Consider the following 21,962-nt stretch of genomic DNA (forward strand, 5'->3'; position numbering starts at 1 on the left):
GTCGCTCACCCCTTGCCGCCCCCGACTGTGCTTACCCCTCTTCGGATCTGCCGGGCCGTCATTCCGCCGCACCCCAGGGCCTGCGTGCCAACCGGGGCGACCGGTCGCGAGGGCCGAACGTCCGCCCCGACGGCGACGGCTACTCGGCGCCGTCGGACAGCGCCCGGGTCTCCTCGATGAAGTCACGCACGACGGTCGCGTTGCGGACCCGGACCCGGAGGTCCTTCGCACCACGCGGGCGTATCAGCACTTCGGTGAGGCCGTTCGCCCTGGTCTCGTCGAGTTCCGTCCAGCGCAGGGCGACCGCCGGGCTGCCCCGGAGCGCGCTCGGCAGGAGCAGACCCGCGTCGGTCACCGCCAGTCCCCCCAGGTCGACGCGCCCCTCGGTGTCCAGTGTGCCGCGCAGACGCTCCAACAGCCCCGGACGCAAGGCCTGTTCGATGTCCTTGGCCAGGCCGTACTGCCCCACGACGTGCATGAGCACCACAGGCTGCGACTTCTTCTTGAGGTGCACGGTGATGGTCGCGAACCGCTCGCGCCGCTCGACCTTGCCCAAACCGCCGCTGATCTCCGTGCGGCCATGGTCCACCTCGGTGGACTCGATCGCGTCCCACCGCAGCGGCACGGCGGGCACCCCGGCCTGAGCGAGGACCAACCCGCCCTCGTACACGACGACTTGCCGCAGCCCCTTGCGCGGCGGGATACGTCGCACACCGACAAAGCCGGCCACGAAGACGACCACGACGGTCAGCGCGGTCACCCACCACGACCTTGTCGCCGCGTACACCCCACCGCCGACCCCGGCCAAGGGCAGCACCAGCAAGTCCCCGTGCTTCCACGGCCGGTGCACCCGATAGAGGCGCTCCCGGCCCCCCATCCCCTTCGCCTCAGCTATCCCGTCATACCCCTTCGCATCGCTCACCCCGGCACTGTATCCCCGGGCGCGTCGCGACCGGCCCCGAAGCCGCCGTACAGGAGGAGCGCGACGTCGACCGGCTGCCGCATTACGGAACGGCGGCCCCGACAACGGCCCGGACGGACAGGCACGGCCTGTGTCAACGGCAAAGGCCCCCAGGAACGAATCCCTGGGGGCCTTTGACCTGCTGTGCACTCGGCAGGATTCGAACCTGCAACCTTCTGATCCGTAGTCAGATGCTCTATCCGTTGAGCTACGAGTGCGAGCGCTTCGCGGGGTTTTGGGCCGGTCGGCGTTGCGGGAACAACATTACATGAGGTGTGGCGGGAGGTGAAATCCATAACCGGAAGGCGGGGTGACCTGCGGGAATGGGGTGGGGCCGGGGGGTGGAACGGGAGGAGCCCCGCCGTCGGTGGAGGACGGGCGGGGCTCCGGGGTGGTGGCGGAGGCGGAGGGATTTGAACCCTCGATGGACGGTAAAGCCCAAACCGCATTAGCAGTGTGTTGGGTCCCATCCGACGGCGACCACCGCCGACCTGGCTCTACATTCCCGCGCAGGTCAGGCGCCATGGGCTACCTAGTCCAGACCTGCGCCCGCCAACCGTCACCGTGCCTCTTGGTGCCAGCAGTGTGCCAACCAGGGCATCACTGGTCGGCGCCGTCCCCGGGCTCAGCCGCAGGCTGCCCGGTCTTCGGCCGACCGCCCTTGTTCTCGCGGTCCCAGTTGGCCATCCACGCCTCGATGACGTCGAGGTCCCAGGTTCGCCCAGCCTTGCTGGTAGCGACGGGCACGGGGAAGTCCTGGCGCTTGGCGAGGGTGTATGCGCGCTGCCGGGAGACCCCAAGGATCTCGCCGACCTCGGTGAGGCCGCCTGTTCGGGGAGGAGGTGTGGTCATGCGTACATCATCCGCGATACGCATTGCCAGGGTCAACATGTTGCACGTGTAAACCTGTTGACAGAGTCAGTGAGTTAGACGCAGACTGAAGCCAGACGCAAGCGGCCCCAGGCCGGTGTTACGAGCACCGACCCAGGGCCTACGGACCACCTGCCTTCACAGGGAGACCGCTGTGCTGAATGTATCGACCCCCAGGCGTAGGCGTGAAGTTGCCGCCCCGCGCCGCATCTTCGCCGCCCGTCACCTGGCCGCCGCTGCGGCCGTGAACGAGGGCCTGGCCTACATGACCGTCTCGGCTGGCATGCTGCTGGCCCGCAAGTACCTCGTCGGCCGTGGCGTCGACCAGGACTTCGCCGACCGCTACGGCAGCGCCTACGGGCGCACCGCGGCAAAGCTGTACCGCACCGACCACGGCACGGAGCCCCGCAAGGCGTGGTCGAACGTCAACGGCCGGTGGCGCCGGGTGAACGGCTACCTGCCCGCCGAGGCTGCGGTGCTCGACAAGGCGTTCGTCACGTACCCGCGGACCGCCGAGTACGTCGTGACCGAGACGGACACGACTGCCGACGAGCCGATCGCTGACCAGCACCGCATCCCCGGCTGCGACGGGCGGTGGCACCACACCGACGGCGGGTGCGTCGCCACCGTCGCTGAGATGCCGCTCGGAGACCAGGGCAAGGTGTACGCCGACCTCGTCGCACTCGATGACGAGCCGGTGAACATCGTGGTCTACAACTTCGACCTGCACACCGACGACACCCAGGGCCGGTTCACCACCTCCGACGAGGTGCGCACCATGGCGGCCCGCTACCGGGCCTTCGCCGACGCCCTGGACGCCAGCGCCGACCTGCTCCCCGCCGCGGCCGCCACCCAGACGGCGGTGGCCGCATGAGCGCCGTGGATCACGCGGCGCGCTTCGCGGCCCTGGACGAGTACCGGCTGTTTGCGATCGAGGACGAGGCGAGGGACTGCACCCCGTCGGCGGACTTCATCGAGTCGCTGCTGCTCGTCCTCGCGGACTGGCGGCCCCGGATCGTGGCCCTGCTGGAGACCGCCCCCGCCTGGTCGATCCCGGAGGTGGCCGCCTACGAGCGGGCCGTGAACCGCACCCAGGAGGCGTGGCTGCTCTACAGCTTCCGCTGGGAGGGCGGCCCGGCCCTGCCGGAGACGTTCGACCTGCCCGCCGGGCAACCCTCGCCCGTCGCGAGGGTTGCCCGGATCACTTCCCCCGGCCGCCGTGACCTGACCGTGCGGGGAGCCGCCGCGTGAACATCACCGGCACTGACTTCTACCGGGCGTTCGCCGACCGCGTCCGCACCACCGTCACCACCGCCCCGGAGGGGAGTCCGACCATGAACACGACCGCCGAGACCGTCGAGGCCCCCGCCGCACCCGCCACCTTCGCGGGACCCGCCGCCGAACTGGCCGAGCTGCTCGCGGCCCACGACGCGCAGATGGTCGAAGGGGACTTCGACGCCAACGTCCACGGTTGGGCCGCTCACGTCAACGGCCGCATCACCCTCGTCTTCCCCCAGGGCCAGGACCGGGCCATGCGCCTGGACGTGGCCCGCAAGATGATCGCCCGCCTGACGGCCGTACGGACCGGCCCCTGCGGCAACGCCTGGTGCCAGGAGACCGAGCAGCACACCCACTGCTACGGGGACAGCATCGAGATGCCCTCGGGCGTCCTGCACGGGCACCTGATGCACGACCGCCGCACGGGCGTGACGACCGTCAACTACGGGCCCACTGACAACGACGACATCACCTTCGGCACAGGTGACGAGGTGCGGGCGGAGACCGCCCGGGTGCGCGCCCACCTGGCCCGCCTGGACCTGCTCGCCGACCAGCTCGACGCCATCAACGAGGCCGGCGGCACCGCGCCCCGCCCGGTTGACGACGCCCACTTCCCGTGGTGCGCCCCCGGCGAGTGCATCGAGCACGCCACGTCGCCCACCGAGCACCAGGGGCCGCGGAACGTGCTGCCCGACACGCGGGACCGGCACGCCGAACCGATCGGGTACTCGCGCCTGTCCCACGTCCCGAACATGGACGACGACACGCAGATCAGCGTCACCTTCCGCGGCGAGGGCACCACCTACGACGCCCCCCAGCTGACACGCTGATCGCTGACCTTGAGCGCTTCCTGCACACCCTCAAGGCGCAGCGCACCCAGCTCGACGCGTTCCGGGACCAGGTCGCCACGATGGCCGTGCAGCTCCGCCAGGACGAGGCCACCCGATGAGCGGGGGCCTTCAGCCCGAGGCGGTCACGGTCCTCACCGCGATCCTCGACCACCTCGACATCCCGATGTACGTCGAGGGTGACATGGCTGGCCGGAAGCTGTGGCGGGACCGCATCGAGCAGCGTGTCGCTGACGTTGTGGGGATGCTCCACGGCCTGCTCAGCATCGCCGTTGAGGACGCGGCCGACGTGGCGCAGGAACTGCGCACCCTCGCCAGTCAGGACCGCACCAGCTACGCCACGACCGACGAACGGGGCGCGTGATGGCCGGTACCGCCATGGTGCCCCGGCCGACCGAGGGGGCCGCGCTCGATGCGGCCTCCCGGTCGCCCCGGCCGCTGCCCCCGTTGGGTCGCATCGCTGACCTTCTGATCGCCGCCCGCGCCACCGACGACCGTTACGGCGCCCGCCACTTCGACCACATGCTCGACCGCGCCATGGGAGGTACCCGATGACCGAGCGCCCCGACCCGCTGGAGTCCGCGCTCCGCTCCGCCTGGAACCAGGGTGAGCCCGTCGTCGACGAGCCGATCGTGCTCCCCGCGAACCCCGACGCCCCCGTGCCCTACGCGGTCACCGCCGACGACACCGCCAGGAAGGGCACCCGCAAGGGCGAGCCCGCCTTGGACAGCAGCGTCCTCGACCTCCTCGCCGCGATCCGTGACGCCCTCACCGTGCCGCGCCCGGCCCCGGCCCCGGACTTCACCGGGGTCATGGAACGGCGCCGCCAGCGCGAGCAGTTGATCGCGGACCGGGCCACCGCAATCCGCATCGCCGCCGCCGTGGCCCTCGACCTTCCCCACCGCCACCTCGCGGACGCCCTCGGCTACCTCACGCAGACGATCCGGGACAACACCGACGCCTGGCCCGTCGAGTACGAGGTGCGGCAGGACGCCGCAGACGGCGGTGAGCAGGCGTGACCGCGTCCCGCACCGTCACGGTGCCCACCAGCGACCACGGTCCCGTCACCATCCCCGAACCCGCCTGGTGCACCGGTGCCAGCCACCGGCACGGCCCGGTGTTCCGCGCCGACATCCACCACGACGGGGAGCCCGCCACGATCACGGTGGACACCACGCGCGGCCCGATGGCGCTGATGTCGCTCTACCTGAACCAGAACCCGTTCGTCACAGACCCCGATGCCAGGGGTGTGAACGTCATCGCCGTGTTCGCTGACGGTGACTCCTGGCCCGCTGGCATCGGCGAACTGGGCGAGATTGCCGGGCGGATCATCCGCGCGGCCCGGCTGATCGTGCCCGTCGCCCGCCGTCTCGATGCCGTTCGTGGTGGTGAGCCGTCGTGAAGCACCTGTTTCCCGGTGTCCTGCTGGGCCTGTGCGGGGCGTTCCCGCACCTGGCGCAGCAGGGCGCCGCCCCGCTCGGTACAGCCGTCCTGTGGGCCACGGCGCAGCCCGCCGTTTGGCTGCTGGTCGCTGCTGTCGTGGCCCGTCCCCGGCATGTCCGCCGTCTCTTCCGGAGTCTCCGATGAACACCGCCGTACTCGCCGACTGGCTGCGTACCCCGCTGCACGCGGTGCCTGTACTCGCCGTACTCGCCGCCGTACTCGCCTTCGCCGCAACACGCGTCCGCCGGTCCGCCGGTCACCCCCCGGCCGCGGTCGTCGTGGCCGCCCTCGGTGCACTGCTCTGCACCGCGTACTCCGGCGACACCAGTTGGAACTTCGCCGCCGACCACCTCGGCATGAGCAGCGCGGGGGAACGCTCGATCATGTTCGCCGCCGCAGAACTGGGCCTGTTCTCGATGGCGCTGATGGCCCGGCAGAACCTGCGTACCTCCGGCGCCCCGGGTACACCCGGTGCCCTTGTCTGGGTCATCACCGGGGTGCAGGTCATCCCGGCGTTCTCCGAGTCGGGCATCGTCGGCGGGTTCGTCCGCGCGTTCGTCGGCCCCGTCCTCGCCGCCCTGCTCTGGCATCTGGCCATGGGCATCGAGCTGCGGCACGCCAAGCCGGGCGCGGCGTCGCAGTCGCTGCCCGCCGTGCTGGTCAGGGAGCTGCGGGAGCGGATGCTGTCCCGCTTCGGCCTGGCCCAGCGGGGGCGGGACGCGGCGCAGATCACCCGTGACCGGTGGACCCGGATTGCTACCCGGCGGGCTGCTCGTCTTGCCGATCTCGAAGCCGCCGCCCGTACCCGGGGCCGCACGGTGGCCCGTGCCCGGCGGCGCCTGGCAGTGGCCGTGGACCGGACGGACGCGGGTGTACTCGACGGGCAGCGGGCCGTACTTCTGGACCGCATCGCCGCATACCGGGGCGCCGGGGAGCTGGCCTCGATGGCGCTCCCCGCACCTTGGGCCAACCGAGTCGGTATCGACACGACTGACGCCGAGCCGGTGCCCGCCGAGATCGAGGTCGAGCGTGTACCCGAGGCTACCGAGCCTGTACCCGACGAGGCGTACCCGGCGATCGGGCCGGGCGTACCCGATGTACCCGAGGCCGTACCCGCAGGGGCCCGCCCCGCGGCCTCCCCGGGCCGTCAGTCGTCCGCCGCGGGGGCGCAGGCCGAGTACCCCAAGGACCCCCTGCACGCGCTCCGCGACCGCATCGGCGACACCGCGTTCCACGACCTGTGGCCCGACGTGCAGCACGAGCCGGACGACGACTCACCACCGCCGCCCGGCGAGGACACGCTGACCCCACTGGCCCGCCGCGACTACCTCGCCGACCTGCTGCACGGCACCGTCCCGTCCATCCGCACTCTGCGCGGCCGGTACTCCATCGGCCAGGACCGCGCCGCCCGCATCCAGTCGGAACTGAAGAAGGCCATGGCATGAGCCTCAACCCGAAGCCTCACCACTACACAAACCCGGTGCCGAGCTTCGAGCCCCGCCCGCTGCCCGCCCGGCGCCCGGAGACCTCCGTTGCCGGGCAGGCAACGCAGGTCCCCCAGCCCTACGAGCAGTACGCGGCCCCGCCGCAGATCGTCCACATCCACGAGGCCGCCCAGCCTGACCGTGTCCTTCAGCGCCTGGCGCTCGGCGCGGGTGTCGGAGCGGGCGCCACCACCGCGGCCGTCTACTACGGGCCGCTACTGGTCGCCTCGATGGAGATGGTCGCCATCACGTTCCTGGTGGGCGGCCTGGTCATCGCCGTACTGGCCTGGTCGGTCGTGTCCGTTGTCGGCTCCCTCAAGCCCGAGCCCGGCGGGAAGCGCCGCCGCTGACAGCCCTTCCGTCCTCCGCCAGTTGCCTCCAGCCGGAGGCGACTGCGGGGGTGCGGTGGGGCCGGATCAGCCGATCCGCCCGCCACTGGACACACGAAGGAGCAGCAATGCCCGAGCAGGCCCCCGGCGGCTTCGTCACCACCGAGAAGACCGACGACGGCACCACCACCGTGATCGTCACCGACCAGGGCGCGACCGCCTACCCGTGCCCCGGCGGCCTCACCGAAGACGAACTCCTCGACTGACCAGGACCCGCCTGCACCACCGACCCGAGAGGAACCCGCCATGGGCCAGACCAACCCCGAGACGGGCATGCCCCGCTGGGAGTGGGACCTGCGAGGTGCCGTCGACTACTACCGGCGCGGCCTCATCGACCTCGACACCGTCACCGCCTGGATCGCACCCCACATCTGCCAGCACACCACCACGAACGGAGAGGACGCCATGCCCGACGAACCCGCCTACGTCGTCAGCGCCACCCACCCGGACGGCACCCCCTACACCGACGCCATGGACACCGCGCTGCACCGCCAGGGCGGCACGTCCGTCACGGCCTACGGCGACGCCGACCGCGACCGGCGCACGGCCGCCATCGAGGGCGCGGGCCTCACCGCCCAGGTCCGGCCCGCCTGATGGCCGCCGTCGACCGACTCGCCGGCCTCAGCCCCCTCGACCTGGTCCGTGTCGCGCGCATCGCCGGAATGGCCGCGATCCGCAACGACACGCTCACCACCCGGCAGGAGAAGGCCATCGACCGCATCGCCGAGCGGGCCCGCCAGCGCCGCGAGCAGAAGGAGAACACCAAATGAGCAGCTACGTCTTCTCGCAGTTCGCGACCCTCGGCGGCGCCGTCGTGAAGGTCACGACGGCCGCCGAGGGCGACCAGGAGTGGAAGTGCCTCGGGTGCCGTGACCGCTCGCTCTTCCCCAAGCCCGAGCACCTGATCCGCGCCGAGGCCAACGACCACGCCGCGATCTGCCGGGCACTGCCGACGGACTGACCAACCCCGCGGCGGCCGTGCATCCGCCAAGACAACCGGCCGCCGCGGGCCCCTGCCATGAATCACGTCACGAAACAGGAGATGACCAGGATGACCGACCTGATGACGGAGGTCGAGGACGTGGGCACGCTCCACCGGCTCGACGACCACCGGACCGAGGCCGTACAGCTCGCCAAGCCCCCGGCCGACGAGGCCGGTAAGGACACTCAGATTGCGGGTGCCCCTGGTGCCGACCAGCGGGTATGGCGTCGTGCTGCCCGAAAGGCCCGCATCGTCGCCACCCACGACCGCACCCGCAACGCCAGCCGCCTGGCCGTCCGGCACAGCGCCTACGTGACCGGCGGCGCCACCACCCTGACCCGGCGCGCCTGGGACAGCCGGTCCGCTGCCCGCTACGAGCGGATGATCCGAACCGCCGAGGCCGCAGGCAACCGCGACGAGGCCAAGGAGTGGGAAGACCGAGGCCGGGCGTTCCGTGCCGCCCGCCACCAGCGGCGCATGGACCTGCTCACCGCCCCCCAGCGCCTCGCCAAAGCCACCCTCGTCGGGAGCGCCCTGGCTGGGGGCGGACTCGTCAGCCTCGGCGTCCTCATGGCCGTCGCGGACAAAGACCCGGCGCAGATCCTGGTCCCGGTCATGGCCACCATCGAGGCAGTCCGATGGGCTGTGGTCATCGCCGCAGTGATCTGGAGCGTGGCCGTGTGGCTCGTGCCCGCACTGCTGCTGGTCGCCCTGTGGAACACCGGCCGCCAACGCCAGACCGCGCCCCGGTGGGCGCTGCCCGCGAAGCTGCGCGGCGAAGGCGACCCCATCACTCCCTCGATCCTCGTCACCGCCCTGCGTGACCTGGGTATCTCGTCGCTGCGGAAGTCCATCCAGGCCATGGAGGACAGCGGCGCTGGCATGCTCTCCCCGATCAAGACCGCCGGGTGCGGTGTCGAGGTCGACATGACGCTGCCCTCGGGCAGCAGCACCGAGGAGGTTATGAAGCGGCGCCGGAAGCTGGCGGAGAACATGGGCCGCCATGAGCACGAGGTGCACCTGGCCGTGGCGCCCGCCGCCCGCACAGTGCGGGCGTGGATCGCGGACAGCGGTGCGCTGGACGAACCGATCGGCCCGTCCCCGCTGGTCACCGACCCCGACACGTCCGCCGACTACGCCAAGGGCCGCGCCCCCTGGGGTGTTGACCTGCGCGGGGACGCCGCCCTGATCAGCCTGTATCAGCGGCACATGCTCATCACGGGCCTGTCGAACCAGGGCAAGACCGCGTCCCTGCGGGCGCTGGCACTGTGGCTGGCCCACGACCCGGCGGTGCGGTTCTGGATCGGCGACCTCAAGGGCATGGGCGACTGGCGGATGTTCGACGGCATCGCCGAAGTCCTGATCGAGGGCCCCACCGACGACCACGTCATCGACGTGACCGAGATGGTCGAGGCGGGCGTCGAGGAGATGAACCGGCGCCTGCTCGCCCCTGCGGGCACGGTGTTCGAGCCGCTGGTCATCGTCGTGGACGAAGCGCAGGTCGCCTACGGCTCGGGTGCTATCGGACCGGACAAGCGCCCTTACGGCGGCTCAAAGGCCACCAGCCGGTACTTCCGTGCTGTCAAGGCGATCCACGACCAAGGGCGCGCGGTCGACGTCACCACATGGGAAGGCACGCAGGACCCCACCGACCAGAACCTTCCCGTGCGGTCCCGCGCAGGCAACCACATCAGGGCCGCCCTGGTCCTGGGCACCGAGTCGCAGGCGAAGATGGCCCTCGGCGAGACTCCGGTCGACGCTGGGGCCGCCCCGCACAAGCTCCGCCAGGGCCTCGACAAGGGAACCGTCGTCGTCGCCGGGGACGGCGTCAAACTCGCCCCCGGACAGCCCGCGATCACCATCCGCACCCACTACATCGACGGCGACGAAGCCGGTACGGTCGCCGACCGCATCAAGGCCCGGCGCGGCAACACGCCCGCCCCGGCCGTCGAGTCCGCGCCCGCCGACCACCTCACCGACATCTTCACGGTCCTCGCCGACGAGCCCCGCGTGCAGTCCCAGGAAGTGCTGCACCGCCTCAACGCGCTCAATCCGACCGTGTACGGGGCGTGGGGCTTCGCAGATCTGAAGGCCGCACTGGAGCCCTACGCGGCCGAACCGTACAAGTCCAATGGTGTCTCCACTGTCGGCCGCGACCGCGTCCAGGAGGCCGTCACAGAACGCATGAGGGACGCCTTCAACGCCCTCGACGCGTAGGGAGGCATCAGGGAGGCGGGGAGTTCTCCCTGCCCGCCTCCCTGATCCGCATCCCCCGGCCTCACCTGCGGGAACCGCGAGTAAGGGAGGCAGGGAGGCGCCTGATGCGCCGGTCCTGACCCCCCGAAAATGACGCTTTCCACAGGCCGTCGTCCCCTGTCTCCGCACGCCACCCCGTCAGAACGGAAAGGAACCCGTGTCCACCCCACAAGAGGCGCTGCGGATGCTGCGCGCCCCCGATCAGCGCCACCAGGGCCGTGCGGCCGAACCCGACGTCGGAGAGGTCACCGCTGAACACCTCGCGGCCATCGAGGCGTTCGCCGTGACTGTCCGCGCCTGGAACCCGTCACTCGTCCCCGGGCCGGTCCAGACGACCCGCTACGCCGCCGGAGCGATACGCACAACCGCCCCCGCGATACCGCCCTCCGAGGTGCAGCGCAGGGCCCACCAACGGGCCGCGCGCGCCGACCAGTTCCTCACCCGCTGGAGCACTGGCGCGGTCAACGAGGCCGTGTTCGTCATCGGCGAGCGGGCCCTTACCCAACCTCTCGTCCACGCCGACGCCCACCGCGCCCAGCTCCGCCAGTTGCTCGCCGTCTCCGTATTGCCGAACGTCCACGTGCACGTGGTCCCGGAGGGCCGCGCCGTCCCCGGACGGCTCGGACAGATGAGCGTGTATGCGCTGGAGCCGACGGCGCACGGGGGCGGCAACGGCGTGCGCGTCGGCTACCTGGAGACCCCCGTCGGCGGCTGGTACACCACCCGAACCGAGGACATCGCCCGGCTCCACGGCGCGTTCGCTGAGATCATTGGGGCTGCGCTCGACCTCGATGGCACTCGCGCTTTCCTTACGGAGGTTCTGATCAGATGAGCGGCTTGGGCACCTATCGCGGCGCCAGGTACGTCACCAGCACCCACAGCAACCCCGGCGACTGCGTTGCCGTCGCCCGCCCCGCAGGCCACGGCGTGGCGGTGAAGGACAGCAAGGACCCGCACGGGCCTGTCCTGGAATTCACCCGCGACGCGTGGGCCGACTTCCTCACCGACCTGCCCCAGGCGGTTTCGGGACTGTCAGGCTGACAGCCCCGATCGAGCGCCCCGCCCGGCCACGTGCCGGGCGGGGCGCTCATGCGTGTCGGGGCCTACCTGGAGAACATGCCCTTCTCGCGCACCGCTCTCTCCTGCGAGACGCGCTCCTGTACAGCTCGGAGATCCGGCATCAGCCTCTCCAGCGACTCGTGCCAGTCGACGTGCCGGGCGTAGTTGCCCACGAGCGCACCGCACTTCCCGCACTCGCTGTAGTTGTCCCTGCCCATGTATCCCTCGTTCCTCTGTCGGATCAGCGCCGCAAGCGGCGCCCTCACCCACTGATGTAACGAGAGGTCTGTCCGACAGCGGGGACCCCAAGAATCCTTGGTGCGCCGCTTTCCCCACTCGGTCTCAGAGCGCATCGATCGCCTTGACGACCAGGGCCCGCGCGTCGGCCCCGTACACGGCGTGCTGGCGCAGGCGGGTGAAGGCTGCGAGGTAGACGCTGACTTCGTCAGGGGCTGTGATCTTCACTGCGGCGGACAGGGGTTCGTGGTCGACGCGGGCGTCGTCGAAGACGGTGAAGGACTCAACCGCCCATATCGTGCGCTCGACGGTTGCCGGAATGACGCCCAGCGACACGGCGGGCAGGTCCATCGCCGACAACAGGTAGCCAAGCTGACCGGCCATCACGCCAGCATCCCCGAGGCGGTAGCGCAGCACCGTCTCCTCAACGAGGATCGCGAAGGCCCGGCCGTTCTCCCGGATGATCCGGGATCGGTCCATACGGGCCGCTACGGCGTCCGCCACGTCGTCGGGGAGTCCCCGGAAGGTGGCGATGGCCCGCAGCAGCGCGGCGGCGTAGCCGGGTGTCTGGAGGAAGCCGGGTACCACGTTGGAGCAGTACACCTTGAAGTTCTTCGTGCGTTCAAAGAGTGGCAGGTTCGCGCCCTGGAGCTGCTTGAGGCCGGTCCTTTGGAGCCGTCGCCACTGGACGTACATGGAGTCGTTCTGCCGGTTCGCGGCGACGAGCGCCAGCGCCTGGTCCTCGGCCTGGCACGCACGGCACCACAGCCGGATGTCGCTGTCTGATGGTGCCGTGCGTGCGTTCTCGATCCGCCCGCTCTTCGCCTCACTCCACCCGCACAGGGCCGCGACTTGCCGTTTGGTGAGGTCCGCGTCGAGGCGGAGTTCGCGGAGCCGCCCGGCGAGTTGTTCGCGGGCCGCTTGCACGCTGGCAGAAGGAGAGGTCGGAGGCATGTGGGTCGGTCGCGCTCGTCCTACTTGATCGCGTACTGGTCGTGCGGGATGGCCCGCTCCCACACGCGCTCGAACGCAGCGGTGTTCAGGTCGATCAGGTCAGCATCGTCGGTGAACTCCTCACCGAGGAAGTCACCGTTCCCCGCGAAGTCGTGAACCCGCATCACCCGGCCGTCGAAGATCCAGAAGTCCCGGCCGGGCATCAGCAGGTCCGCTGTCTCCCTGCGCGGCAGCCACCGCACCTGCTCGCCCGCCTCAACGTTGGCGCGGGTGACGTAGTGCTCCCACCTGATGTACTCCGTGACCGGCTCCGACACGACCCGCGCCCGCCGGACCAGCACACCTCGGGCGACCGCGCCGGCGATCAGATCGTGGAACGGCCGCCACCACGAAGGCCGGTCGGCCCAGTTGACGCGATCGCCGTTCTGCCACGCCTCAAAACGCGGGTTCGAGTAGTACGTGTCGCGCATCTCCAGGTGAACCGCAGACCGTTTGGCGCCAGCCATCAGGCCATCAAACGTCAAGGCGTTCGGCCGCATCGCATGCCTCCCTCAGAATGTGGACCATCCGCACGGGAATACGGACGACACCTTCATGGTCCGGAAGCGGGCCCGTCGACCGCACCTGCTCCTCCAAGTCGTCGCCTGCCTTCCAGCCCTGGAACACGAACTCTCCGGCTTCCTCGTCGACCCAGACCCGCGGACAGTTCTGCTCGTCGGTGTTGGGGTCGATGCCGATGAACCGTAGTGCCATGGTGCCCTCCAACGCGTCGATGCTTTCACGGACTTGCATCACGGTCCGGCGGGCCCGTGGCGGCGTCAAGTGGGCCTTGGGGTCGTCGACCTCATCAGGTGATCGTGGTGCTAGTCGGTGCAAGTTAGTGGCGCGAGCGAATGCCTGCTTTCTAGCGTCGAAGGGCGCCCGCCGCGTCGCCGATGCGAGGCGGGCAGCAAAAGCCCCGCGACCGCTGACACGGCCCGGGGGTTTGGACGACCGCGAAGGGGTCGACATGACACAGACTACCGGCGGGCACTGGCTGGACACAGGTGATGGTCCCGTCTCAGTGGACCCGCCCGGGACGGAACCCGAACGTGCCCCACGCAGATGGACCTCGACCGAGCGCCCGCTGGTCATCACCGGAGCCGACGGCACGACCCGGACCCTGACCGTCCGGGTCGTGCACCTCCGCGGCACCACCCCGCCGGACACCCCGATCGTTCACCACTGCGACCCGGCCCGGTGCCTGTCATGACCCGCTGGTGCGGCCCCGGCCGCCACGTCGTGCCCGATCACGAGGCGCAAGTCGTATCCGCCACAGAAGTAGGCTCCGGTCCGGGCGTGCCCTCGTATGCCTGCCACCAGTGCGTCCGCGACCACGGGATCATCCCGCGCCCGCACACAGGCCGCCGCAACGCCGCACCGGAACGGCCCGCGGGCAGGGCGTCATGACGGCCCCCGCGGTCCGGCCGCTGTGCGCGCACTGCGGGCAGCCCGTCGAGGCCGAGGACGCCGAAGAGACCTTCGTCCCCCAGGGAGGGGCGCGTGGCGGCGCCGACGTCGTCGTCCATCGCGGCCGGCGGCGCTGCGGGCCCGTGACGCCAGTGCGCCGGACACCGCACCCGATATCCCACTGACCGACCGCCGACAGGACGGCAAAGGGCCGTCGGCGGCCTGCCCGAGCGTGCTGACGCGCTCGGCGTCCACACACCCGACCCGTACGAAGGAGCGCCATGCCCGATCCCACCGACGATGATGCCGACGACGACGCCCTGTTCGAGCAGGTCGCCGGTCTCGGCGCCCTGACGAACCTGGCCCGCGACGACAGCCTTCCCGCGGGCATCCAGGACGCCGCCCAGACTGCGGCTGAGAACGCCGCCGCCCAACTCGCCGCCGAACACCGGCGGAACTAGGCCCGGTCCGGACTCCGCAATTCGCGACGCCGCTCGTCCAACTCGGGAAGACGGACCTCCGTTAGAAGGTCCATCCCTCTGGCCAGGGTTCTTCTTGGCGCCGCGCAAAAGGGCCCGCACCAGTGCGGACCCTTCGGATACATCAGAACCAAGGGTGGGAGCTGTCTCCCACCCCTTCTCGGCATCGCGCGAGGCTGACCCTCGCAGTCTCCGTACCAACCCGCAGGGGTACTCAGACCGGGAGTACCCCTGCGTGGCGTCGTCCTACTGGTCGTCGAGCGCAGCGAAGTACGCATCCCGAGCGGCCACGTAAGCAGCCTGGGCCTCCACTTCCGCCTGTCTGGCCGCCTTCCACTCGCCGGAGATTTCCGGCGTCGGGCCACCCCCCAGCGGCTTGACCTCGCCGAGCGCGGCGTGGCTGCGCTTGACTGCTTCGGCGAACGCTCGGAGCGCCGACAGGTATCTCTGCTTCAGGGTCTCGATGTCGCGCTTCGTCATGTCCGGCTCCCTCGCCAGGTCGCGTCCGCCGGCGAACCGGGCGGCTGGGAACTCTTATACATGCGCACGCCGCCGCAGGGGGTATGGCCGCGGCGGGGGCCTTTTGCGTCCGTCAGGCTGACGTATGCAGTTCAACCGCGGTGCAGAGCCCCACGGTTGCGGCGGGCAGCGCGCCCCTCACAACTCGGGTGTCGGTCACGAGTCGGCAACACACCTGAGGCGAACCCGCCCGATCCGGTGCAATAGGCGCTCACATCAACAGAGGGGGCACCCCGTGGGGTTCATCAAGGACGTCAAAGTTCAGACGATGAAGACCGAGGCCCAAAAGGCCATCGACGCCGGCCAGCACGTGTTCGTCTGCCGCATCAACCAGGGTGCGCTGCAACCGAACTGGTCCGGCCCGCTCGTCGCCGTAGCCGAGCAGATTGAGGCAATCGAAGGGCTAGGTTGGGCCCTCGACCAGTCGACGTTCGCCCACGACAACAAGGGCCACGCCTCGGCGTTCCTCATCTTCCGGCGCCCCAAGGTGCCGGAGCTTCCGCAGCAGCAGGCGCCGGGCACCAGTTGGGGCGCGCGGGGATAAGGCCGCCTACAGTCCACTCACGGGGTTGTCTTCCCAGCGGTCGCCGTCCTCGAAGTAGCCGATCAGTGCCTTCGAGCCGTCCGCCCAGCCGCCGTGCCGCCCGATGCGCACCATGTCGTGCCCGGCCTTCCTGGCGGCCGTGGCGAACCCGCGGCGCAGGCTGTGCCCGGACCACTGGCCCTCAAGCCCCGCGGCGTCGGCGACCTTCTCCACAACCTGGGCGGCGGCCTGTGGACTGAGCCGCCCGGAGGCGTCGCCGATCGGCTGCCCGTGCCGGAACATGGGCGGGGCTACACGGCTGTGCCGGTCAACGCGGACGAACAGGGGGCCCTCGGTGCGCCCCGCGTCCTTCATGGCCTCCCGCAGTGCCCGTACCGCCCGCACGGGGCACGTCGCCGGGTTCGAACCGTAGGGGACGGCACTGTCGGTGAACGCCTTGATCTTCCGCCGGTACACCGCGGCGTCGATGCCCTGCTCGGTCTCGATGACGTCGGCCAGGTCCAGGGCTACGAGTTCGGAGACGCGGGCCGCGGTGGAGTAGCCGAGCAGCAGCAGCGCCGCGTCCCGTTTCCCGATCAGGGTGGCGCGGTCGAGGGTGGCGAGCATCTGCCGCAGGACCGCGGGGACGGCGGGCTCCGCCTTGCGGGCACGGGCGGCCGGGTCCTTGGCCCGGGCCAGCTGGTCGCGGTAGCCGCGGAGCACGATGCGGGCCCCCTTGGTCGAGGGCGGCATGCGGTTGGCGGCCGTGTGCGCGGTGCGGATTGCGGCGACGGCCCGCTCGATGCTCGACGGCGAGTACGGGCGGCCGGTCTTTGGCCGGGGCTCCGTCGTCAAGTGCGTCACGTACTCGACGACCGTCTCGGGAGTGGCGGGCAGTGGGACCAGTCCGGCATCACTGCACCAACTGGTGAAGTGATGCCAGTCCGTGGAGTACGCCCGCCGGGTGGAGTCCGCAGTGCCGGCGGCGAGCGCGGCCCGTGCGGCGTCCGACAGGATCAGCGGGGCGTCGGCGACGCGAACCGGCAGGCCGTTGGCAGATACAGCTACCTCTGAGTTCTGACTCACGAGAAGGAACATTATCAGTAGTCAGAGTGGTGCCCATGGGCACCGGAGCGGTTTCCGATCGGGGAGCCCGGAATACTCCGCTTCGGACTGTCGCGGCCCGCATCTTCGAGCGCAGCAGCAAGCAGTTGGGCCCGCTCGTCGTCGTCCAGTCGGAGCACGTCGGCGACCGCTTCGGCCACCGAACGGGACGGCACCCGCTGGCCCGTCTCCAAGCGCAGCAGGTACTGATGCCCGATGCCGATCAGCCGGGCCGCCTCGCGCAGCCGGAGCCTGGCCCGAAGCCGCGCGTTCGCAAGCATCGGGCCAAGGGCCACCGGCGGGGTGCGGCGGGTGCGGATCGTGGTCACCGGCCGGACCCCCAGAACGGTGACCGCCCGCGGTGCCGCTGGGCATACCGGGCGGCGGCGACGCTCCGGAACTGCTCGGTGTCCATCTCCCACAACTCGACCACCTGAGCGGGCTGCACGAACCCGTCAGGCGCCGACTCGTAGATCAGGGCACGGCCGCTGTGGGACTCGGCCGCCAGCGTGTCCGCAAGGTCGACGCGTTCAACCGCAGCACCGAGGACACCGGGCTTCCGTGTGTAATCAAGGCCGTCCAGTTCCAGCGCGCCGGTCTCGACAGTCTCCCCGTTGTAGATGACCCGCTGGATCGGACCGATCCAGGCGCCGCGGATGCTGACGCCCTTCAGCACCGGGTTCTCCCCGGAGACCAGGGCGAGGATGTCCCGGCCGTGGCTCGTGTCGGCGATGTCCGCCTCGTACTTGGCGGTGCCGTCTGCCTCCTGCCAGATCCGGCGGATCGCGCCGACGATGCGCGTTGAGTCGTCCCCGGCTTCGTGGTGGGTGAGTGTGGTCAGGGGTGCGGCGCCGCTGTCGATGCGGGCCTGCGCACGCTGTACCGCCTTCCCGATGACGTCGGCGGTGTAGAGGCGTCGGTTACGCGAGACGCCCGGCACGAGCGCGGTGCCGGTGACGGTGGCCAGGGCCATGTTTTCCTGCCTTCCTTCGGGTCAGCGCTTGTACGGCTGGTACGTCTGCGGATTGCGGGCACCGAGCTTGAGGAAGCCGCGCTCGACCACGTCGACCAGCTTCTGATCGCTCATCACCGAACCTGCGACCTGCACATTCAGGTAGTTGTTCACGACCGTGGCGCCGCCCGCCCCGGCCAGTGCCGCACCTCCCAGGCCGCCGACAGCCGCACCCGCAAGCCCGCTCACCGCCGCCGTGGCGTGGTGAGCACCGTCCTGGATGCCCTGCGCCAGCCCCTGCGGGATGAACTGCCCGAGGGCCGCGAAGACCCTCGACGGGCTGTGGATACCGAGGGCCTTCTTGATGGCCTTCTGCATGGCCAGAGCGATCCGCCTCATCTGCCGCTCGATCGCCGCCTCTTGCGACTGAAGGCCCTTCACCAAGCCCTGCGCCGACTTGATCCCGGCGGAGTACATCGAGTCCGCAACAGCAGTACCCGTCGAGTTCGCCGCCGTCTTCAGACCGGCCTGGAGCTTGTTCATCTCCTGGATCTGGCCCGACGAGGCCGCGGCGAGGGCCTGCGCAGTCGCACCGCCCTGGTCCACACCCGAGTTGGCGAGCTGCTCGATCAGGTCCGAGCCCAGCCCCTTCTTGCGGAGCTGCGCCAGATTCGCTGCGAACTGCACAGCCTGCTGGACCTTGTCCCGCATCTGCGCCACCACGTCGAAGGAGTTGACGGCGCGGCCCTCATCAGGGCTGGTGGTGACGATGCTCGCGGACTGCATGACGCTGCTGGCCACCGACGCCTTCTCTGACGCCCAGGCCTTCTGGAGATCGGAGAGCTTCTTCTGGGCCGCCTTCAACTTCGCGGCCACCGAGTCCCGGTGCTTGGCCAGCGACATGAGCTGCGCATTGTCCCTGGCCACAGCCTTCTGCAAGCCCTTGTGGTGGGTGCCGAAATCGACGTACAGGTCACGGGCCAGCCGCGACGTGGCCGCCTTCACGCTTGCGGTGCTGCCGGTCAGACCGTCAACGAGGCCGTGCATCGCCCACGCGCCCAGCGCCTTGAACTTCCGGCTCGGGCTGTTGATCTCCAGTTCGGAGGCGAACGCCGTGACGGTGCCCTTGGCAACGTCGGTGATGGCCCGGTGTGCCAGGTGTGCGCTGTTGCCGATGCCGACGGCGATGCCCTCCGACATCGGAGAGCCGACCTGGTCGGCGAACACCTTCGACGGGGAGTTGACGTGCAGGAAGGACTTCGCCGAATCGAGGGCGCCCTTCGCGACGTCCTTCGCCGCGCCCGCAAGGTCGCGCGCCTTGTCCTTGACTCCCTGGACGATGCCCTTCACGATCGCTGTGCCGATGCCGAGGAACTTGTCGCCGATGTGGGCGACGGCGTCGTATGCCTTGTCGAGGCCCGACTTGATCGCGGTCTTGATCTTCCCGACGGTGGTGGTGATGGTGCGCCATGCCGACGAAATAGGCCCCGTCATGGCGTCGCGGATACTCGCCCACACCGACGAGGCCACGCCCCGGATGCCCTTCCAGGCGGCGGACAGCCAGCCGGACACGGTGCGCCACAGCGACTGCAAGCCGTGCCACACCGACATCATCGGCCGGATCACCGAAGACTCAATGGCACCCCAGAGAATGCCCGCGGCCGTCTTGATGCCGCCCCAGATGGCTGACAGGAAGCCGCGGATCGCGTTCCAGACCGTCGTGACAGCCCCGAGGATCTGGGTGTGGCAGCGGTTCCAGACCGCGACAAGGATCGCGATCGCAGGCAGGAAGATCACCAGCAGTAGCGGCCACCACTTGCGGAAGAACCCGGAGATGCCGTTCCAGACGGTGGACGTCACGCTGGCGACGGCGTTCCAGGCGGACACCATCGCGTGCCACAGCCAGGTCACACCGACGACGAGGCCGTTCCATGCGGCTTGAACGGCGTGCCACACCGCGACTGCGGCGACCTTGATGCCCTCGAATGCGGCCTGCACGATCTGCCGGAACTTCTCGCAGTGGAAGTACGCATAGACCAAGCCCGCAACGAGGGCCGCAATGGCGATGACCAGGAGCACCATCGGGTTGGCGTCCTGTGCGGCGTTCAGTGCCCACTGGGCTGCGGCCCAGAGGCGCGAGGCGACCGCGGCGACCTTCTCCGACGTTGCGAAGGCCCTGACGGCCAGCGTTGCCGCCTTGAGGCCCTTGCCTATGTCGATGAGTCCCTTGACGGCCCCCACCACCGCCCCGGCTGCGAAACTGGTGACGGCCGCGACCAGCACGGTGCCGATGACAGCGGCCAGCGCGAGGGCGGCCTTCCGGTGCTGCTCGAAGAAGTTGACGGCCTTCAAGATGACCGGGATGAGCTTGAGGCCGATCGTGATGGCAGCCGTCGTGATGGCCTCTTTGAGGCGGCCCATCTGGACGTTGAAGCTGGCCTGGGTGATCTTCCAGCCCTCAACGTCCTTGGAGGCGTTGTTCATCGAGGCGGAGACCTTGGCGACGCGGTCCTTGAAGCCCTCGGTGTTCTCCCCGGTGAGCTGGAGGGTGGTGTTGAGGCCGATGGCGCCGCCGGTAAGCCGTTTGATGGCCTCGGTGTAGGTCTGGGCCGACGGGCCGCCCTTCTTCAGTTCGGCGGAGAACCCGTTCGTCTTGTTCTGCAACGTCGCGTACTGCGACAGCAGGTTCGCCTGCGCCGGGGGCAGCGTCTTGAGGGTCTGCCGCCAGTCCCCGAGGCTGATGGTGCCCTTGGCGTACCCCGTGGCCAGCTTCTGGAGCGACGCGGGCATGGACTTGACCATGGCGTCCGCGTCGGCGGCGGCCTGCTTCGTCTTGTTGAACGTCGACAGCAGCAGTGTTCCGGACGGCCCCATCTTCGACAGCACTGCCCGGCTCAGCATGTCCAGGGTGCCGGTGAGGCCGCGCTGCCCGAGGTGCGTGGACACGTCGACCGAGGACAGCCCCAGGCGCTGCATCTCGGTGATCGCGGGCCCCTGCGCCGAGGCGAGGTTCTTGATGGTCGACGCGAGTTCCTGAGTGGCCTCACGGGCGGAGGTGCCGTGCTGCGAAAGCGTGGCGATGGCGCCGGCGACTTCACCGAACGAGATCTTGTTCGCGGATGCGATGGGCAGCACCGTCGACAGAGAGCTGGAGAACTCCTGCATGGTGACTTTGCCCTCACCAGCAGCGGTTTTGATCGCGTTCATGACGCGGACGGAGTCTGCGGCCTTGAGGTGGTACGAGGCCATGACGCTGGTCATCGCGCTGGTGACCGTCTTCAGATCAGCGCCTTCTTCGCGCGCGCCCTGCGCTGCGGCGCGGAGGACTTTGAGGCCGTCGGCGCCCCGGTAGCCCGCTTTCTCGACCTGGTACATGCCGTCGGCGAGCTGTTCGGTGCTGGTACCCGTGGAACGGGCCAGGCTCATGACGCCGTCGGAGACCTTCTTGAGGTTCCCCGCAGACTCCCCGCACGCCGTTACCAGCAGGTTCATGGACTGCTGGAAGTCACCCGCCGCCTTCACGCCGTAGGCCACGAAGCCGACGCCCACCAGGGTCGTGGCCGCGCCGAGCTTGACCATGGCCGCACGCATGCCGCCCATGCGGGACGTGAACGACTCGCCTTCCTCCGCCGCGGTCCGCATGCCGCGCGTGAAAGGGGCGGTCTCCGCGCGGAGGGTGATGAAGAGGTCGCTGACTGCCGTGGCCATCAGGCGGTGCCGTCGTCCTCGTACCGTCCGGCGATCAGCTCACTGACGGTCATCGGGCGGCGCGGGGACCACGTCGGGGAGGCAAGCCGGCGGCCCTGTTCGGTCCAGGCCGCCATTGAGGACGCGTGGAACTCGTCGTTTGACAGTTCGTGCAGCGGCCTCTCTGCGGCCGGTTCCGTGCCAGAGTCGGTCTCGGTGAACGCCCGCGCCAAAGCCTCTGGCAGCGCACAGCGAACCGCCTCGTCGATGGCCGCACGGAGCGCGCTCTCAGGTACCCGGTGGCGGGTCTCCACGACTGCGGAACGGTCATGGGCCAGGTCAGCCACGGCTGTTCACCGCCTGCCGCTCGCGGACGGCGGTGCGGGGCCGCGCAGCGTCGTGGCGCAGGCCAGATCCCTGCCGGGGAGAAAGGATGAGCCCAGCTCCCTGACCTTCGATCCCACTGCGGCCAGCCCGCGGCCCGTAGG

30 protein-coding genes and 1 tRNA gene are annotated in these 21,962 nt (G+C 69.9%); 18 read left to right on the forward strand and 13 right to left on the reverse strand.

Going from position 1 to position 21,962, the window contains the following annotated elements:
- Positions 1–139: 139 nt before the first annotated feature.
- From ACFZBB_RS25905 to ACFZBB_RS25915, 3 genes are all read right to left on the reverse strand, one after another.
- Entirely contained in the window at positions 140–922 is a 783-nt protein-coding gene (locus ACFZBB_RS25905; protein WP_391126810.1) for a hypothetical protein, read from the reverse strand.
- Positions 923–1,106: 184 nt separating this feature from the next.
- Positions 1,107–1,179, reverse strand: a tRNA-Arg gene (locus tag ACFZBB_RS25910).
- A 382-nt stretch (positions 1,180–1,561) separates the two neighbouring features.
- Positions 1,562–1,813 (reverse strand): AlpA family phage regulatory protein, encoded by a 252-nt coding sequence (locus ACFZBB_RS25915; protein ID WP_391126813.1) that lies wholly within the window; start codon positions 1,811–1,813, stop codon positions 1,562–1,564.
- Positions 1,814–2,075: 262 nt separating this feature from the next.
- Here ACFZBB_RS25915 and ACFZBB_RS25920 point away from each other — a divergent pair, with 262 nt between their 5' ends.
- The 16 genes from ACFZBB_RS25920 (at position 2,076) to ACFZBB_RS25995 (ending at position 11,552) form a co-directional block, all read left to right on the forward strand.
- Positions 2,076–2,705: a hypothetical protein gene (locus ACFZBB_RS25920; RefSeq protein WP_391126816.1), complete on the forward strand. Its 630-nt coding sequence runs from the start codon at positions 2,076–2,078 to the stop codon at positions 2,703–2,705.
- Positions 2,702–3,082: a hypothetical protein gene (locus ACFZBB_RS25925; RefSeq protein WP_391126819.1), complete on the forward strand. Its 381-nt coding sequence runs from the start codon at positions 2,702–2,704 to the stop codon at positions 3,080–3,082. The genes ACFZBB_RS25920 and ACFZBB_RS25925 overlap by 4 nt, the downstream gene beginning before the upstream one ends.
- Positions 3,079–3,939, forward strand: coding sequence for a hypothetical protein (locus ACFZBB_RS25930; RefSeq protein WP_391126822.1), 861 nt, complete (start codon positions 3,079–3,081; stop codon positions 3,937–3,939). The genes ACFZBB_RS25925 and ACFZBB_RS25930 overlap by 4 nt, the downstream gene beginning before the upstream one ends.
- Before the next feature lie 115 nt (positions 3,940–4,054).
- The gene (locus tag ACFZBB_RS25935; RefSeq protein ID WP_391126825.1) at positions 4,055–4,321 is read left to right on the forward strand and encodes a hypothetical protein; all 267 of its coding nucleotides are present in this window, start codon (positions 4,055–4,057) and stop codon (positions 4,319–4,321) included.
- Between the two features lie 187 nt (positions 4,322–4,508).
- Positions 4,509–4,976: a hypothetical protein gene (locus tag ACFZBB_RS25940; RefSeq protein WP_391126828.1), complete on the forward strand. Its 468-nt coding sequence runs from the start codon at positions 4,509–4,511 to the stop codon at positions 4,974–4,976.
- Entirely contained in the window at positions 4,973–5,359 is a 387-nt protein-coding gene (locus ACFZBB_RS25945; protein ID WP_391126830.1) for a DUF6907 domain-containing protein, read from the forward strand. Before ACFZBB_RS25940 ends, ACFZBB_RS25945 begins: the two co-directional genes overlap by 4 nt.
- Positions 5,356–5,544 (forward strand): hypothetical protein, encoded by a 189-nt coding sequence (locus tag ACFZBB_RS25950; RefSeq protein WP_391126833.1) that lies wholly within the window; start codon positions 5,356–5,358, stop codon positions 5,542–5,544. The genes ACFZBB_RS25945 and ACFZBB_RS25950 overlap by 4 nt, the downstream gene beginning before the upstream one ends.
- Entirely contained in the window at positions 5,541–6,845 is a 1,305-nt protein-coding gene (locus tag ACFZBB_RS25955; RefSeq protein ID WP_391126835.1) for a hypothetical protein, read from the forward strand. Before ACFZBB_RS25950 ends, ACFZBB_RS25955 begins: the two co-directional genes overlap by 4 nt.
- On the forward strand, positions 6,842–7,234 hold the full coding sequence (locus ACFZBB_RS25960; RefSeq protein ID WP_391126838.1) for a DUF6251 family protein: 393 nt from the start codon (positions 6,842–6,844) through the stop codon (positions 7,232–7,234). Before ACFZBB_RS25955 ends, ACFZBB_RS25960 begins: the two co-directional genes overlap by 4 nt.
- Before the next feature lie 107 nt (positions 7,235–7,341).
- Positions 7,342–7,479: a hypothetical protein gene (locus ACFZBB_RS25965; RefSeq protein ID WP_391126841.1), complete on the forward strand. Its 138-nt coding sequence runs from the start codon at positions 7,342–7,344 to the stop codon at positions 7,477–7,479.
- Positions 7,480–7,519: 40 nt separating this feature from the next.
- Positions 7,520–7,867, forward strand: a complete 348-nt coding sequence (locus ACFZBB_RS25970) for a hypothetical protein (protein WP_391126844.1) — start codon at positions 7,520–7,522, stop codon at positions 7,865–7,867.
- Positions 7,867–8,043 carry a hypothetical protein gene (locus ACFZBB_RS25975; RefSeq protein ID WP_391126847.1) on the forward strand — a complete coding sequence of 59 codons (177 nt, stop codon included), beginning with the start codon at positions 7,867–7,869 and terminating at the stop codon, positions 8,041–8,043. Before ACFZBB_RS25970 ends, ACFZBB_RS25975 begins: the two co-directional genes overlap by 1 nt.
- Positions 8,040–8,234: a hypothetical protein gene (locus tag ACFZBB_RS25980; protein WP_391126849.1), complete on the forward strand. Its 195-nt coding sequence runs from the start codon at positions 8,040–8,042 to the stop codon at positions 8,232–8,234. The genes ACFZBB_RS25975 and ACFZBB_RS25980 overlap by 4 nt, the downstream gene beginning before the upstream one ends.
- Before the next feature lie 81 nt (positions 8,235–8,315).
- Positions 8,316–10,472: an ATP-binding protein gene (locus ACFZBB_RS25985; RefSeq protein ID WP_391126852.1), complete on the forward strand. Its 2,157-nt coding sequence runs from the start codon at positions 8,316–8,318 to the stop codon at positions 10,470–10,472.
- Between the two features lie 196 nt (positions 10,473–10,668).
- The gene (locus ACFZBB_RS25990) at positions 10,669–11,343 is read left to right on the forward strand and encodes a Scr1 family TA system antitoxin-like transcriptional regulator (protein WP_391126855.1); all 675 of its coding nucleotides are present in this window, start codon (positions 10,669–10,671) and stop codon (positions 11,341–11,343) included.
- A complete protein-coding gene (locus tag ACFZBB_RS25995) occupies positions 11,340–11,552 on the forward strand; it encodes a DUF397 domain-containing protein (RefSeq protein ID WP_391126858.1) in 213 nt (70 codons plus the stop codon). Before ACFZBB_RS25990 ends, ACFZBB_RS25995 begins: the two co-directional genes overlap by 4 nt.
- A 62-nt stretch (positions 11,553–11,614) precedes the next feature.
- Here the strand turns inward: ACFZBB_RS25995 and ACFZBB_RS26000 are convergent, their stop codons facing one another.
- The 4 genes from ACFZBB_RS26000 to ACFZBB_RS26015 form a co-directional block, all read right to left on the reverse strand.
- Complete coding sequence (locus tag ACFZBB_RS26000) at positions 11,615–11,788, reverse strand: hypothetical protein (RefSeq protein ID WP_391126861.1); 174 nt, start codon at positions 11,786–11,788, stop codon at positions 11,615–11,617.
- A gap of 124 nt (positions 11,789–11,912) precedes the next feature.
- Complete coding sequence (locus ACFZBB_RS26005) at positions 11,913–12,761, reverse strand: Scr1 family TA system antitoxin-like transcriptional regulator (RefSeq protein ID WP_391126864.1); 849 nt, start codon at positions 12,759–12,761, stop codon at positions 11,913–11,915.
- A gap of 20 nt (positions 12,762–12,781) precedes the next feature.
- Positions 12,782–13,267, reverse strand: a complete 486-nt coding sequence (locus tag ACFZBB_RS26010; RefSeq protein WP_391126867.1) for a DUF6879 family protein — start codon at positions 13,265–13,267, stop codon at positions 12,782–12,784.
- Between the two features lie 7 nt (positions 13,268–13,274).
- Complete coding sequence (locus ACFZBB_RS26015) at positions 13,275–13,514, reverse strand: hypothetical protein (RefSeq protein ID WP_391126870.1); 240 nt, start codon at positions 13,512–13,514, stop codon at positions 13,275–13,277.
- A gap of 977 nt (positions 13,515–14,491) precedes the next feature.
- Between ACFZBB_RS26015 and ACFZBB_RS26020 the strand changes: the two genes are divergently transcribed.
- Positions 14,492–14,671 (forward strand): hypothetical protein, encoded by a 180-nt coding sequence (locus ACFZBB_RS26020; RefSeq protein ID WP_391126873.1) that lies wholly within the window; start codon positions 14,492–14,494, stop codon positions 14,669–14,671.
- A gap of 264 nt (positions 14,672–14,935) precedes the next feature.
- Here the strand turns inward: ACFZBB_RS26020 and ACFZBB_RS26025 are convergent, their stop codons facing one another.
- Positions 14,936–15,169, reverse strand: coding sequence for a hypothetical protein (locus ACFZBB_RS26025; RefSeq protein ID WP_391126876.1), 234 nt, complete (start codon positions 15,167–15,169; stop codon positions 14,936–14,938).
- Between the two features lie 274 nt (positions 15,170–15,443).
- Here ACFZBB_RS26025 and ACFZBB_RS26030 point away from each other — a divergent pair, with 274 nt between their 5' ends.
- Positions 15,444–15,752: a hypothetical protein gene (locus tag ACFZBB_RS26030; protein WP_391126879.1), complete on the forward strand. Its 309-nt coding sequence runs from the start codon at positions 15,444–15,446 to the stop codon at positions 15,750–15,752.
- Between the two features lie 6 nt (positions 15,753–15,758).
- Here ACFZBB_RS26030 and ACFZBB_RS26035 read toward each other — a convergent pair whose 3' ends face one another.
- The 5 genes from ACFZBB_RS26035 to ACFZBB_RS26055 are packed head-to-tail and all read right to left on the reverse strand — an operon-like array spanning position 15,759 to position 21,821.
- A complete protein-coding gene (locus ACFZBB_RS26035) occupies positions 15,759–16,817 on the reverse strand; it encodes a tyrosine-type recombinase/integrase (protein ID WP_391126882.1) in 1,059 nt (352 codons plus the stop codon).
- Positions 16,818–16,831: 14 nt separating this feature from the next.
- Positions 16,832–17,164, reverse strand: a complete 333-nt coding sequence (locus ACFZBB_RS26040) for a helix-turn-helix domain-containing protein (protein WP_391126885.1) — start codon at positions 17,162–17,164, stop codon at positions 16,832–16,834.
- A complete protein-coding gene (locus ACFZBB_RS26045) occupies positions 17,161–17,808 on the reverse strand; it encodes a hypothetical protein (protein ID WP_391126888.1) in 648 nt (215 codons plus the stop codon). Before ACFZBB_RS26045 ends, ACFZBB_RS26040 begins: the two co-directional genes overlap by 4 nt.
- A gap of 21 nt (positions 17,809–17,829) precedes the next feature.
- Positions 17,830–21,495 (reverse strand): phage tail tape measure protein, encoded by a 3,666-nt coding sequence (locus ACFZBB_RS26050; protein WP_391126891.1) that lies wholly within the window; start codon positions 21,493–21,495, stop codon positions 17,830–17,832.
- Positions 21,495–21,821, reverse strand: coding sequence for a hypothetical protein (locus ACFZBB_RS26055; protein ID WP_391126894.1), 327 nt, complete (start codon positions 21,819–21,821; stop codon positions 21,495–21,497). The genes ACFZBB_RS26050 and ACFZBB_RS26055 overlap by 1 nt, the downstream gene beginning before the upstream one ends.
- Positions 21,822–21,962: the final 141 nt, after the last annotated feature.

The organism is Streptomyces sp. NPDC008139 (genome assembly GCF_042957025.1).
In the GTDB taxonomy this organism is placed as follows: domain Bacteria; phylum Actinomycetota; class Actinomycetes; order Streptomycetales; family Streptomycetaceae; genus Actinacidiphila.